General features: G+C 53.6%; 12 protein-coding genes and 9 tRNA genes. 6 read left to right on the top strand and 15 right to left on the bottom strand.

The genetic code is table 11. The features are described from left to right. Window positions 1-102: 102 nt before the first annotated feature. The 7 genes from AK2_RS15620 to AK2_RS15650 all read right to left on the bottom strand — a co-directional run bounded on the left by AK2_RS15620 (window position 103) and on the right by AK2_RS15650 (window position 1,217). Window positions 103-178: transfer RNA gene (locus AK2_RS15620), tRNA-Phe, on the bottom strand. Window positions 179-181: 3 nt separating this feature from the next. Beyond that, window positions 182-256 (bottom strand) — tRNA-Glu (locus AK2_RS15625). A gap of 28 nt (window positions 257-284) precedes the next feature. Further along, window positions 285-360 (bottom strand) — tRNA-Thr (locus tag AK2_RS15630). Window position 361: 1 nt separating this feature from the next. Beyond that, a tRNA-Asn gene (locus AK2_RS15635) sits at window positions 362-436 on the bottom strand. Window positions 437-489: 53 nt separating this feature from the next. Further along, window positions 490-565: transfer RNA gene (locus AK2_RS15640), tRNA-His, on the bottom strand. A gap of 2 nt (window positions 566-567) precedes the next feature. Next, window positions 568-651 (bottom strand) — tRNA-Tyr (locus tag AK2_RS15645). A gap of 140 nt (window positions 652-791) precedes the next feature. Further along, window positions 792-1,217 (bottom strand): Hsp20/alpha crystallin family protein, encoded by a 426-nt coding sequence (locus AK2_RS15650; RefSeq protein WP_083521292.1) that lies wholly within the window; start codon window positions 1,215-1,217, stop codon window positions 792-794. A 174-nt stretch (window positions 1,218-1,391) separates the two neighbouring features. On the opposite strand from AK2_RS15650, the gene AK2_RS15655 reads away from it, so the two are divergent. The 5 genes from AK2_RS15655 (at window position 1,392) to AK2_RS15675 (ending at window position 3,097) form a co-directional block, all read left to right on the top strand. Further along, a tRNA-Lys gene (locus AK2_RS15655) sits at window positions 1,392-1,467 on the top strand. 1 nt (window position 1,468) lies between these two features. Next, window positions 1,469-1,543 (top strand) — tRNA-Gly (locus tag AK2_RS15660). Window positions 1,544-1,589: 46 nt separating this feature from the next. Continuing rightward, window positions 1,590-1,679: transfer RNA gene (locus AK2_RS15665), tRNA-Ser, on the top strand. A 150-nt stretch (window positions 1,680-1,829) separates the two neighbouring features. Continuing rightward, window positions 1,830-2,753, top strand: coding sequence for a site-specific integrase (locus tag AK2_RS15670; RefSeq protein WP_067936843.1), 924 nt, complete (start codon window positions 1,830-1,832; stop codon window positions 2,751-2,753). Continuing rightward, window positions 2,750-3,097 (top strand): hypothetical protein, encoded by a 348-nt coding sequence (locus AK2_RS15675; protein ID WP_067936846.1) that lies wholly within the window; start codon window positions 2,750-2,752, stop codon window positions 3,095-3,097. Before AK2_RS15670 ends, AK2_RS15675 begins: the two co-directional genes overlap by 4 nt. A gap of 1,105 nt (window positions 3,098-4,202) precedes the next feature. Here the strand turns inward: AK2_RS15675 and AK2_RS15680 are convergent. The 3 genes from AK2_RS15680 to AK2_RS15690 all read right to left on the bottom strand — a co-directional run bounded on the left by AK2_RS15680 (window position 4,203) and on the right by AK2_RS15690 (window position 6,775). Next, a complete protein-coding gene (locus tag AK2_RS15680) occupies window positions 4,203-4,505 on the bottom strand; it encodes a helix-turn-helix domain-containing protein (protein WP_067936849.1) in 303 nt (100 codons plus the stop codon). After that, a complete protein-coding gene (locus tag AK2_RS15685; protein ID WP_217994720.1) occupies window positions 4,502-4,819 on the bottom strand; it encodes a type II toxin-antitoxin system RelE/ParE family toxin in 318 nt (105 codons plus the stop codon). Before AK2_RS15685 ends, AK2_RS15680 begins: the two co-directional genes overlap by 4 nt. 1,737 nt (window positions 4,820-6,556) lie before the next feature. Then, window positions 6,557-6,775, bottom strand: a complete 219-nt coding sequence (locus AK2_RS15690; RefSeq protein WP_067936856.1) for a helix-turn-helix domain-containing protein — start codon at window positions 6,773-6,775, stop codon at window positions 6,557-6,559. 304 nt (window positions 6,776-7,079) lie between these two features. On the opposite strand from AK2_RS15690, the gene AK2_RS17230 reads away from it, so the two are divergent. Beyond that, on the top strand, window positions 7,080-7,697 hold the full coding sequence (locus tag AK2_RS17230; RefSeq protein WP_169794815.1) for an HIRAN domain-containing protein: 618 nt from the start codon (window positions 7,080-7,082) through the stop codon (window positions 7,695-7,697). A gap of 63 nt (window positions 7,698-7,760) precedes the next feature. On the opposite strand, the gene AK2_RS15700 is transcribed toward AK2_RS17230, so the two are convergent. The 5 genes from AK2_RS15700 to AK2_RS15720 all read right to left on the bottom strand — a co-directional run bounded on the left by AK2_RS15700 (window position 7,761) and on the right by AK2_RS15720 (window position 12,707). Next, the gene (locus AK2_RS15700; protein WP_067936862.1) at window positions 7,761-8,192 is read right to left on the bottom strand and encodes an ArpU family phage packaging/lysis transcriptional regulator; all 432 of its coding nucleotides are present in this window, start codon (window positions 8,190-8,192) and stop codon (window positions 7,761-7,763) included. Between the two features lie 553 nt (window positions 8,193-8,745). Continuing rightward, window positions 8,746-10,950: a phage/plasmid primase, P4 family gene (locus AK2_RS15705; RefSeq protein ID WP_067936864.1), complete on the bottom strand. Its 2,205-nt coding sequence runs from the start codon at window positions 10,948-10,950 to the stop codon at window positions 8,746-8,748. A 56-nt stretch (window positions 10,951-11,006) separates the two neighbouring features. Then, a complete protein-coding gene (locus AK2_RS15710; RefSeq protein WP_067936866.1) occupies window positions 11,007-11,360 on the bottom strand; it encodes a hypothetical protein in 354 nt (117 codons plus the stop codon). A 62-nt stretch (window positions 11,361-11,422) separates the two neighbouring features. Continuing rightward, on the bottom strand, window positions 11,423-11,713 hold the full coding sequence (locus tag AK2_RS15715) for a helix-turn-helix domain-containing protein (protein WP_369406161.1): 291 nt from the start codon (window positions 11,711-11,713) through the stop codon (window positions 11,423-11,425). Window positions 11,714-11,807: 94 nt separating this feature from the next. Beyond that, window positions 11,808-12,707, bottom strand: a complete 900-nt coding sequence (locus tag AK2_RS15720; RefSeq protein WP_157076393.1) for a hypothetical protein — start codon at window positions 12,705-12,707, stop codon at window positions 11,808-11,810. Between the last annotated feature and the right edge of the window lie 126 nt (window positions 12,708-12,833).

Below are 12,833 nucleotides of genomic sequence, written 5' to 3' on the forward strand. Positions count from 1 at the left end.
GACTAAAAGTTCGCCTTCGCCGTACGGTGCGGATTAAAATGGAACCTGAGCCCGCGCTGCAGGCTAGGCCGCTGTTTACACTCCGCCCGCATGGGTCCACAGTGGTGGCTCGGGACGGAATCGAACCGCCGACACGAGGATTTTCAGTCCTCTGCTCTACCGACTGAGCTACCGAGCCAGGTGGTGACCCCAGGGGGATTCGAACCCCCGTTGCCGCCGTGAAAGGGCGGTGTCTTAACCACTTGACCATGGGGCCGGATAGGGGCACAAGCCCCTCTTCTACATGGAGCTCCCAACCAGGGTCGAACTGGTGACCTCATCCTTACCATGGATGCGCTCTGCCAACTGAGCTATGGGAGCGTGGCTCCCCGAGTAGGATTCGAACCTACGACCCTCCGGTTAACAGCCGGATGCTCTACCGCTGAGCTATCGAGGAATAAACCTGTGCACGCAATGCTATGTGCGGGAAGCGAGACAGGAACCGATATATGGGGTGAGTAGTGGGAATCGAACCCACGAATGCCGGAACCACAATCCGGTGCGTTCACCACTTCGCCATACTCACCATGGTGGAGGGGGAAGGATTCGAACCTTCGAAGCTTACGCAACGGATTTACAGTCCGCCCCAGTTGGCCACTTTGGTACCCCTCCGCTTGACACCTGCGCGATGGACCTACACCGCGCAGCGACATGCAATAAAATAACACGGCGAACACGGATCGCGCAAGGGCTTGTCAATCAATTTTTTGACCTGCCTGCGGGGCGAACACGGTTCGCCCCTGCCGGGCACCTTATTGAAATTGCACATCGATCCGCTTGCCATCGATATCGTCCGCTTTCGGCAACCGGATCTTCAGGATGCCGTTTTGATAGGTAGCCTCGGCGGCGGTCTCACGAACCGGCACGGGCAGTGGAATCACACGGGTGAAGCGGCCATAGTAACGCTCCGTCCGGTGCACGTGATGGTCCCGGTGCTCAGCCTCCTGTTGAAAATTGCCTTCCATGTACAGCTTCTGGTCGCGCACCGTGATGTGCACGTCTTCCGGACTCTTGAGTCCCGGCAGTTCTGCGCTGACCAATACATTCTGCGCGTCCTCATGAACATCCACCCGCGGCTGTCCGAACCACCCCGGGTTCCAGACGCGATCCGACCACGACGGCAGCCATGATCCCCACCGCTGAAACAACTCAAAAGGGTCTTGTGGCACGAGGGCCATGTTTTCCACCTCCACAGGATAGTGTGCCTTGACCTTGAGTTTTGTATCAGCCTCTGCCACAGACCGAACGACTGCATGCACGCAGACGCCAGCCACGCTGGACTTTAGCTTGCGCTTGGAGTGGGGATATGATATATTCTTTTACGCGCCGGCGAGGTGCTGAAAGTCGGACGCGAGCCATTAGCTCAGTTGGTAGAGCACCTGACTTTTAATCAGGGTGTCGCTGGTTCGAGTCCAGCATGGCTCACCATGCGGAAGTGGCTCAGGGGTAGAGCATCGCCTTGCCAAGGCGAGGGTCGCGGGTTCGAATCCCGTCTTCCGCTCCAGGTCATGTTGGGAGGCCGTCGTGAGTAGGCCTCTCTTTTTCTACCCGGAGAGGTGGTCGAGTGGTTTAAGGCAGCGGTCTTGAAAACCGCCGTGTCCGCAAGGGCACCGTGGGTTCGAATCCCACCCTCTCCGCCAAAACAAAAATTCCGCGTCACGACTGCGTTTTTCGCTCCTTGTTGACTGCTAGGTGATGGTCATGGGCGGGCGTCAACAAACAGCGAAAACCGTTGTGCCTGATTCAGCAGCAGCGGTCACCTGTACCACACGGAAAGGGGCCGCTGTTTCATGTTCTCCACTACATGGCAAGACGCTTTTGATGAATTCCTGTTGGTCAAACAAGCAGAAGGACGTTCACCACGTACCCTCAAGGACTATCGCCGCCATGTGCCTGCCTTCTTTCAGGAACACCCCAACACCTGGCCTGATGTCCCTGCACTCAAACGAGCGGTTGCTGCCCACTTTGCTGCCTTCCATGACAAGTCTGCCACGTACTATAACCTTCGCCGCGAATACCTCAAAGCCTTCTTTGCCTGGTGCGTGGAAGAGGAATACCTGCCCATGAATCCGGTCAAAGGCATTCCTAAGCGCAAGAATGACGGCACCCCCCGCAATCTCGACGCGGATACCCTAAAACGCCTGTTAGAGCTTCCCGACTGCACCACGTATGCAGGACTTCGTGACTTGGCCTTGATGCTGCTACAACTGGACACTGGAATTCGACCAGGGGAGGCACTGGCCTTGCTGCCTGCACATGTGAACCTGACTGCTTTGGAAGTCACCATCCCCAGCACCACCGCCAAGACACGGACAGCGCGGACAGTGGTCATGTCGCCGCAAACCGCTAAGGCCATTCGCAAATTACTCACCTGTAGGCCTGAGGACTGGACGGGTGATGTGCCTGTATTTGCGAGTACATCCGGGCGAAAGATGGACGCTATCCATTGGGGCCACCGCCTCGCTGCCTATGGCCAGCAGCTTGGCACACGAATTACCCCCTACATGCTCCGACACACCAGTGCGATTCTCTTCCTGCGTGGCGGGGGACACGTGTTTGCCCTGCAACGTCAGATGGGGCATGCCTCCCTGACCATGACCAAACGCTATGTTCACTTGGCGGAATCGGATTTACATGAGCAACACGCCGTGGCCTCCCCGGTTGGTCAAATCCTTCCCCAGCACACCCGTGCTCGAAAAGTGGGGCGCGGATGATGGAATGGCTTCCCGCTACCCTGATGGACGTGGACTTGCTCATTCAGGCGGATTACACCAAAGCCAGGTTGACGTATCGGACAGACCTCCGTGGCCTTGGTCTCATCTCCCATTGGTCTGCTCCCGCTGACGTCCAACTTGTTCCCAAACGTGGGAAAACCGTGTTAGTACTCGGAGGACAAGGATACACCATAGCCAAGGCGTGGAAGACCGCAAATCTGACGGATAAGCCTTATTGCGTGATTGTCCGCATAGAGGGGCCACGTGGCAGTGTGGAGCTTCGGAGACGGGCGCAGTACAAGAAAGACTTGCAGCCATGGGCCAAACGCCTGCACTTAGTGTAACGTTTTTTTGTTTCGTTGATTGCTTCGCTTCATTCGCTTGGGTGTCCAAACCGTGGATACCCCTTTTTACTGCGTTGGAAAACTAGTCTCCTTAAAGGGAGATAGGTTGCACCAACTGACTTCCTTTGAGGAATTGGGTTACATGATGATTTTTATTCTCTCTATGCACCCGACACCCGACGATTCCCTGGAATCCCTTGTCCCACAAGGGTTCTCGGGGCTTTTTGGCACCCGACAATTCACCCGACAGTACCCGACGATTCGCGGTCATGGCGCGGCGCGGGAGATGCCCCTTAACGGTCTCCCCCGTGGTCGCTGCCTTTTTTACTGCGTCCGAAAACTCGGGAGCGTTTCGCTTATTGCTCTTTCGGCTCGCTTAAGCGTTACGCTTTTCGCCTGTTCGTTACGCTTGTTACGCCAAAAGGGTGTGACACCTATTCACACCCCTTGCACCCGACACTCGCCTTTCACGCGGATGTCACGGGAGCATGGCAACGTCAGGAAAATTGCCGTTACGTAACGGCACGGGATGTTCCCAATGTGTAATACCCTTACGCCCGAGTACATGGGCCTTCCCAACTTGTGGGGGAAACGCTATCCGCAACTGATGTCCTTTAAGGACATAGCTATGGAGCGCACTCACTGCGTTGTAGGCAGGGAATGCAGCACAGTGGACACCCATAGGGTACTGACAATGTGAATACCCTTTTTTGCACGATTGATTTGATTGACTGCGCCAAATCGAAAGTTGACTTTTGGTTTTTATATTAAGGTCTCTGTGCAATTGATACCCTTACTTCGCTTCACTACTTCGGGGCGTTTTTAGTGTAATGTCCCGTCCCGTTTGTCCCGTTACACTCTTTTTATTTCGCTGGTTCGTTCGGTTCGGTTCGTCCAAGAGAATCGATCCCCGTTTTTTTAGGATGCAAAGATGGATGCACTGGATGCAACCCTTGAAATTTCAAAAAACGTCCAAGCGGTTGGACACATGGGGGTTACACCTCCCGCCCGTTCGTTACGCAGGCTCCCCCTAAATACGCAAAAAGCCCCCACTCACGGCAAGAGCTTTTTGCGGCAAATGGATTGTCGTGGCATACGGTCGAATTCACGCTTTTACACTTTCCTTATTTTCCTTTTTGCCAATCTTAATCTCCACGTCGGCCCCCAACGCATTCGCGATTTTCCGGAGTTTATCGAGCGAGATGTTCTGCTCGCCGTTTTCAATTCGAGAAATTTCGCTTTGTCGCGTATGCACTCGCTTGGCCAGTTGCGCTTGGGACAGACCGGATTGTTTGCGAAGCTGAATCAATTGTCGCGCGACCTCATATTCCAATTTGCTGGCTTCCCATTCCTTCGCGAAACCAGGATTTTGCATGCGTTTCTGGATGTAGTTTTGAAGGTCACTCATGTAGCTTCACGTCCTTTCCGTTTCAAAAAATCGTCCCGATATGCGATAGCCCGAGCAATTTCCCTGCGTGGCGTTTTTTGACTCTTCTTTGTAAAGCCGTGAAGCAGTACAAATGTCCTACCGACCCACACGAAGAAAAAGATGCGAAAAATATTGCTTCCATGCTTCACCCGAAGGCACTGGATGTCGTCCACGATGGTCTCAACATGCGGCGCGCCGATGGCCGGACCAAATTCCTCTAAAAGCTGAATCGCACGTAATACCTTGGCCGCGTGTTTGTTTGACAACGTATCAAGGTACTGCTCGACGGGCACGTCCCCGTTTTCCTTGCGATAGAAACACGCTCTCCAATTCATGAATCGATTATAACATATATGTGATACATATGCGGCGCATGCATACACATTGTCTGTCCTTCGCGGAATTTTATCCACGGATGTCCAGATGGAGTACGGTGGCCCCCGCAACTCTGTGGGCACGGCCTTTTCAGGGACTCGCAAATCTCGCGTGTGACCTAACGCTCACCAAAACGGGGGAACGTCTTTCTGCGTCCGAAAGCCCTCTGAGACGTACATCGCTCAAGCCAAGACCAACGACATCCATGATGCCCTCAAATTTGAGGAATGCCCTTTTTATGGCTTCCGAAAGTTCCGAATGGGTACTCATGTTCTGAGTAAACCACCAGCAGGTATTCCTAACTTAGAAGCCCCTTTTTAGGGGCTCGAAAATCTCGGGAATGGACCCCATCCAGCCAGTACTACTTTGTGGGCACCGCCTTTTTAGGGGTTTAAACATTCAACATGCTTTTAGAGCCTCGCAGACCTTAGCATTTCTTAGCCCATCTAACATGCCACAAGCAGGATGGTGTCGGTATTGCCGACGCCATTCGAACTGAAGTTTTCTGTAGCAGCTCCCTCTGATGGTCAAAGGATTCTGGTAGGGAAATGAGTTCGAACAGCTTACCTGAGTTCAAATGTCGTGACGTCGCAACATCTCCGAATTGCTCATAGGCCTCTAGTTTTTTCTAGCGGCCCTTTTTAGGGAGTAAAAAAATTGAAAAATGGGAGCCCACATGAGCACGGCTTGGTGCATACGCATGGCGGTCCATCGGTCATCGTTATGTAAGCGCTTTATTTTGGCGTATGAATCGCTTTTTGTGTGGTGTTCGATTATTGGCCATAATGGGTTGATTCTGGCTCAAATTGACGTTTGGGCGGCTTTACGAGGGTTTGCTCAAAATTGAGCAGTCCCAAAGGGGGTATCTACTGCTTACACCTTTGCATGGGGTATGCTTTCGCTGGGTTCATGTTTGGACTCACCAAATGGGACATCAATGTCCCGTTTTGCGGATGAGCGGTATACTGTACCGGTCAAATGAAAGGGTGTGTCGCCTTTGGACACCCCTCTGCACCTGAATCAAATGGAAACTCGGATTTCCGTTTCCAACCCACTTACCCTAAAACCGAAACTCGAGTTTCGGTTTGCCAAGCTGACAAGTACATTCGAGTCTTCGACAGATTCGGAAACGGGAAGTCGACTTCCCATTTCGGAATCGAAGCACTCGACCTCTTGACCAGCTTCGGTCTCCCCAACTTAGGAAACCCTTCAGAAAATCAACTCCACCACAGCCACTATCCATATGCCTGCCAGAACCAGCGCAAAGATGGACTTCATCCACCGAGGCCAGTGGCTATGATGCCTGCACATGCACATTCCCCGTCTCTCCAAAATTGGCGAATGGAACATCGATGTTCCGTTTCACACTCCACGGATTCGTGGACTCCTCTACGGCCTATGTCAGGCTCAGACCGCCACTGTCAAGGTTGCCAAGGTGGACAGTCCTGGTGCGGGGGACAGGTGGGCACACATTTGCGCTCACCCTGAGGACTGCACGAAATCGTGCTTACCAGGGTATGCCCCCCGCCCCCGCAGGGTCTCAGCTTAACTTACCCCCTTCATCCGTACACGAGCACTCCACGCAATGTATCCGACATATGCTGCCACCGTACCAATGACCATGCCTGCCAGCATGCACAGGAATGTTTTGTCCATCATTCCTTCTCGCCCCCTTCCGGCACATGCTCCACCACGTCTTCAATCCGGCAGCCAAGGTAAGTGCAGATGCGGTCGAGCACTTCCATGGCCACGTACTCGTTTTTGCTGAGTTTCGCCAACGTGCTTGGGGACAGCCCTAGCGCGTCGCGCAGTTGCACCTTCATCATGTCTCGGTCAATCAGTAGTTTCCACAGCGGCTTATACGAGAAAGACAATCCATTCACTCCTTCCCCGTCGAATCAGGCAATTCGCCCTCTCAACACAAGGATACACCATCGCGGATTTATTGTACATATACGCATTGACACGATACGCCCTTTCGTTGTATTATCGTATCAGAAATACGACATCATATATCTACAGAGGGTGACCGCCATGACCTACACACCAGCACAAGTGCATGAAGTCCGACGGACGGTGATGGTGCTTGCGCACAACCTGCGGAAGGCGAAGGGTTGGAACATGAGCGTGGCATTGCGTTGGGCGTGGAAGATGGTGCGGTGTGAGGTGGTGGCACCCGTGGCGGGGGTGATGTTTGGAAGGCGACAAGAGGCAATTGAACGGTTGATGCGCTACAATGCGCGGCGCGTGGTGTTCACGCTGCGGCATGCACCCAATGCCTACGATGCCAACGCGGTTGCAGTTGACGTGACGGTGATTGGGAAAGGGACGGTGCAGATGGGATTTCTGCCGCGTTCTGTGGCTGCATTCCTGGCTCCCTTGCTGGACAAGCAATGCTGCCCGGTTGTGCAGGATTGGCACGTAACAGGGGAATATACCCACGGCCTGCGGCTTCACATGGCCTTAGTAGCAGACATTGTAGCCAAGGTGGGCGGTCGGTCTACGGCCTACGCGTGGCTATCCGATGACACGGGAGGAATAACAATGGCATTAGAAGGAACATCCATGCAAGCGTTGATTGACCAACATCCAGAGCATCGGGATTTCTACCGCCGGATATGCAAAGTGTCGGATGACATGGAACTCTTCACCGAGCTTGCGGGTCTCTTGTGCTCAATCGAAACAGATGAGCTTATGACGTTGGAAGATGTTCGTGACCAACTAAGTGCAATTCTGAAAGACTTTCATCAACGCATTGGCAGATACGTTCTAGAGCCACCCAGTGACGGCGCATGATGCCCCCATGACAGCACTTGCCGACATGTGCACGCAAATGCACTCTATTTGCCACCAGGGAGGCTACAGTACCGCTGCGGCCTCCCGTTCCTCTTCTGGACTTAGTAATCCAAGGGCCAGGGCTAATTTGATGAGGGCGCGGTTGCACTGAGCATGACACCAGCGCTCGCTCATATACAGCTCCATGGCGATTTGCGGCGTGCGCATATCCTGAAAATACCGCCGTTCAATGACGTTCCTCTCGTCCTCGCTGAGAACCCGCATTGCCCCCCGCACACGCTCGACGTGCGCCCTGCGCTGCTGTTCGGTTTCTAAGTTTCTGTGGGCAGTTTCCTCTGTGGTTGAGTACTCCCAATTCGTCTGCTGGGGTTTGGCTAGTGTGTAGGACGGGGTCATTCTGGGCTCGTATCCCGGATGGTACCCCATCCGTTCATAAAGGACGCACATTTTCAGCGCTTCGATGACTGCCCGCCGTGTTTCTTTTGCCAACCGCACACTCATCCCTCCCACGCGGGTAATGAAACCGTTTGATTTTACCTCCAAAGGCCCGTCAATAGGATGAATCGATGGGATGGTCTACCATTCACTCAAAAACGGCACGTCTACAGGCCACACAAGAAGAAAAGTGTACCCTATCCGCAGTGTAACTGTACACAAGAAACAGCCGCTAGGGCGAGGCGGTGTATCGGCCTCCCCCCGCGCCTGCGGCCTTTCATCACTACGCAATGTTACGCAGCCGTGACCTAGCTAGTAGTTAGACCATCTCTCGCGTTGCGTCTCGTTCCCACGGCTCCTAGGGAGTTATGGTGACATCATGGTGACACAATGTAAATCCGTTCTGTCACCCGAAAAACCCAGTCGTGGCGCGGGTTTTCGGGTTCTGGTGACAGAAGTGACACAACTTCTCTACTTTATATGAAGCTTAGTACCATAAAACTTTGGTACTAGCGTTCCTTTGCAGTGGGGATTTTGTGTCACTTGTGTCACCCAAACCTGAAAAGCCTTGTCCCACAAGGGATTTTCGGGTGACACAACGCTTTTCGTTCTGTCACCCTTGCGTCACCGTTTTGTCACCCAAACTATTCGATGAACGAACTATATTCCCCTGTTCATCTTGCACCCCAACTCCTTTCCACAAACGGATAGAGCTGGTTCTCACCTCTTGCAGCGTTGGGATGAGTTCCTTAAGGCGATTGGTAAAGCGACGATTGCTAAGCGCACTCAAACCGTTCTGGTCACACCAGGAAACATACGCCTGATAAAATGCGGACTTCGTCACTGTAGCGTGCTCATCCACAACGCATTCCTCATCCAGGAAAGCAGCCACGTTGTCGGTTTCGAGCCTGTAGGTTTCGAGGGCATCCGCCGCAGCGGAGCTTTCCACGAACGCATGCAGACCTACGAGAGAACGCAAGCCATCCAGGGCAAAGTTCAACAGCCCTGAAAGTTCTTCCGGTGTAGTCAACCGTTCAAACAACCCTTCATCGCGGCTTGTGGCGTCAAACGTGCGCATAAACGGAATGATAAGCCAGCGACGGAAATAGGCTGGTGTCACATCTCTGCTACCGGGAAGTTCATTGGCACTAAACAAGAGTTTGGCAAAAGGGCGGAAATAGAACGGGTCTTGGTGCTTACGCTCCGCGTCGATTTCATCTCCACTCACAATCGACTTAAAGAGACTGGACGATTCAACGGCCTTATGGGATATATCCGCAAAGGCGTTCAACAACTTTTCCTCTAAATCGGCTCTCTTCCAGCGGCTTTCGGACAGTTCCTGCAAGGGGATGGACGTGGTGTTTTCCTTACCGAGCAAAGCCGTAATAAGCCGGATGAGCGTAGATTTCCCATTACTGCCCCGTCCCGTGAACATCATGGCCTTCTCATAGCGTGCTGTCGGGATGAGGCAATAGCCAATAAATTGGAGAACCGTCAAAATCGTATCTTGGTCAAGGATTTCCGAGAGAAACTTTCGGATTGCCGGACAATCCACATCCGGGTTGTACTCCATAGGTAGTTGAATCGTGCTCAAGCGCTCTGCCGTATGGGGCAGGAGTTCCCCTGTCTCCCAATTGAGCAAACCATTGCGCACGTTAATCAAACCGTCATCCGGGTTGACCTGCGAAACTTCGTCCAGCCATGTTTCCGTTTGGATGAAATGTTCGACCTCGCTTGCACGGTTGCTCCGATAATGGTTGTCTAAGAGCTTGGCGCACCACTTCCGGACAACACGCGAGCCATTGGGTCGATATACACCGCCTTGATAAGCGTACAAACGGCGTCCATCGTAGAAAAACGGTTGCCGTTGAAGAATATCCTTCGCGAGCAGCGGGGGGCAAAAACTGTCGCCGTCCCAGTATCGAGTTCGGATGTCAGGCCGGATGCGGTTCCCGTCTAGTACCACCAAGTTCCCTGGCGTTGGTTGCCAATCGGGGGCCTGCCGGATGATGTCCAACAAATCGTCCACACTATGACCGGCTTCCAGCCAGTCTGTCACGTACCCTTTAGGGGGCAAATCTGGCAGGTTCACCAAGCGTATCTGCTTTGCCACCTGTGACAAGATGTGCGCCACCTGCTCTGCATGTTTTCTGCCGGGTTCATCGTTGTCAGGAAGAATAATAATGTCTGCACCCGCAAAAAACGTGTTGAAAGTCTCGTCTTGAGGCCATTTGCCTGCCCCCATAGGCGCGGTTGTCGCGGTCAGGCCGTGCTCCCCCAACGTATCGGCATCCTTCTCCCCTTCAACTACAAAGACGGGTTGCCCTTGTGCTACGGCGGATATGACGTTAGGCAGGCGATAGGGAACAAGGCGGGCAGTACCTTTGCCCACCCACCAGCGCCCGTCCTCAAAGTGATACTGGCAGAATCGCTTTCCTCTTCCGTGACCATCCCTGGCAACCAACAGGATAGGATTTCCGTCTGCATCGGTATAGACGTACTCAATCTCGTGTTTCTTGGTCTTTAGCCTTGGCCTGGTTGGGTTGGGCCCATCCATGCTATCTAGAAAGTCTACCGGAGGCGGGGGCTCAGTACCCAACAACTCGGAAAGCTGCTTGAGCGTTCCCGTCCCACATCCGGCATGACAGTACCAGACACCTTTCTCCACGTTGACGGAAAAGCTCGGGTCATGGTCATCATGGAACGGGCATCGCGTGCTTCCCTCAGCTCCGTTCCAACGAATTGGGGAAGGCAAGACACGTTCCAACCAATCGCGTATTATTTCTACTCCGAAAATGCTAGAATAGCTATAGGGCATAGGCACGTCCCCTTTCCGGCCCCGGCAGCAGCGGGGCCTTGTCGTTCCGATGAGGCTTAGATTCCCAGCAGGAGCGTAGTTTGTCCTGGCGTCACACGCTCCCAATACTGAAGTGGCAGTGCCAACTGTTGTCCGTGCGTACCAAACTCAATAGAGACTGCGTGGCGCTCAAACATATTGATGGATGTGCTCCAGGTTGCGCCTGTATCGATTTCATGGACGTTTATAATGCGCACGTCATGTTCTTTTAAGAATGGGAGCAATTCGGTCTGTACCGCATAAGCTCCACCAGCGACACGGTGTAGACGGTGTTTCGTGGAATGAACTTCCTTGCGAAACGTAGTCCCTTGAATATCGCCAATATGTCTGCGGTTCCAGTAGGCTTTTCTACCTTTTAAGCGAATACTCATGATATGGATTCCCCTTTCTGCCCCCGCACAGGCGGGGATTTTGTTTATCCACGGCACGGCCTTTATTCGGCCTTTGCAAAGCCAGACAACTCAACCTCAAGAGGCCAGCCGTCTGGTGAAAAGAGCATCGATTCGGGGAGACCGTACAGGTCAGCGAGTGCCCGGCGAAACTTTGGATATGGCCGACGGTATCTCTTCTCCGTGTGAGAGACGATTGTGGCCGACACACCGAGCCTTGCTGCAACCTCCGTCTGAGACAATCCCTTCATTCGCCGGATAAGTTCGATTTGCGTCACGGCGCAATCACCTCCACAACGAAAAAAGCTGTCTTTCATCCCCAAGTTTAGGGACATGAAAGACAGCCAACCATTGCAATTAATTACCCCCGTACTCTTAAGTGCAGGACACGAAAAAAGCGCCCTCGTGGGCGCTGCGGACGCTCTGTTCTCACTCTTTCAAAAGGCGCGTGAGCATGTTCACATGGTCCCTAACTGTCCAATTCACTCGACCATCTTCTGTAATTATTTGGACCATCACATCCGGGTGCCGCGCCCTTGTCCAGTCGTCAACTTGAAGCCACGTGAACCCCATTATGAGGCGAAGGGCTACCCAGTCCATGCGGGTGGCAAGGTCTGTGTCCCGTTCTCGCCAGCGAGGAGCCTTTTGCAGCCCTGCTTCCGACGCCTTGCGCTTGGCCTCGGCAATGAGCTGCTTCGCAACATTCCGAAGCCAAGGTTGAAGACGGTCCATGACCACTTCGACTGAGGCTGGAACAACGGTCAAGTCAAGCTCCGGAGTCTCTACAGTTATAGCGACGGGTGCATGTTGGACCTCAAACGGCGGCAGCCGCCAAGACTGTGACCAACCGGCGGCAGCGTATACCACCGTACAGAGCGCCGTTTCATTCATCCACTGCGGCATTACCGGCAATTCCTTAGCAGCATTGCCGCCAGCAGGGCGCCACCAGCGCTTACTCCAAGCGTCCAATTCATCAAGCAGGGCATCCCAGGTTTCGCGCCAAGCGCTCCGGGTCACCACGGTTGTGCGGACCACTCGACCGTCCACAAGCTCCACGTCGACCTCTTGAACGTCCTGCGGGGTTCGCGGAACGGTAAGCGCAAAATCCTTGTTTTCGAGCAAGCCGACGGTCTCCGACGGGAACCCCTCCACCTTCCCGACCAACGGGACAAGTTCGAGAAGCTCCTGCCGAACTCTAGGTTCAACCCGGTCTACAGCTCGAAGAAACTCATGCCTAGCTTCAGTCTTCGAATAGCCTCCGTCTATGGCTCCCAGACCCATTGCTCGTGGTCTGTCCATGACGCGCGGTCCATTGCGCTTCTTAGCCACCATCGTGTCACTCCCGCGAACATGCGTTCTGGTTATGCACTCTGCTCAGGACACCTTGACTGGAGACGCGGAAACACAAGCATGGAGCAACCTGCTGAACAGTTCGTTCGGATTTCGTCGTCGATT

The organism is Alicyclobacillus kakegawensis NBRC 103104 (assembly GCF_001552655.1).
GTDB classification, from domain to species: Bacteria; Bacillota; Bacilli; order Alicyclobacillales; family Alicyclobacillaceae; genus Alicyclobacillus_G; species Alicyclobacillus_G kakegawensis.

Coding starts and splice junctions, on each gene's coding strand:
- AK2_RS15670 (WP_067936843.1), top strand. CDS start 1,830: ATGTTCTCCACTACATGGCAAGACGCTTTTGATGAATTCCTGTTGGTC.
- AK2_RS15705 (WP_067936864.1), bottom strand. CDS start 10,950: ATGCCCTATAGCTATTCTAGCATTTTCGGAGTAGAAATAATACGCGAT.
- AK2_RS15710 (WP_067936866.1), bottom strand. CDS start 11,360: ATGAGTATTCGCTTAAAAGGTAGAAAAGCCTACTGGAACCGCAGACAT.
- AK2_RS15715 (WP_369406161.1), bottom strand. CDS start 11,713: ATGTCCCTAAACTTGGGGATGAAAGACAGCTTTTTTCGTTGTGGAGGT.
- AK2_RS15650 (WP_083521292.1), bottom strand. CDS start 1,217: ATGGCCCTCGTGCCACAAGACCCTTTTGAGTTGTTTCAGCGGTGGGGA.
- AK2_RS15675 (WP_067936846.1), top strand. CDS start 2,750: ATGATGGAATGGCTTCCCGCTACCCTGATGGACGTGGACTTGCTCATT.
- AK2_RS15680 (WP_067936849.1), bottom strand. CDS start 4,505: ATGAGTGACCTTCAAAACTACATCCAGAAACGCATGCAAAATCCTGGT.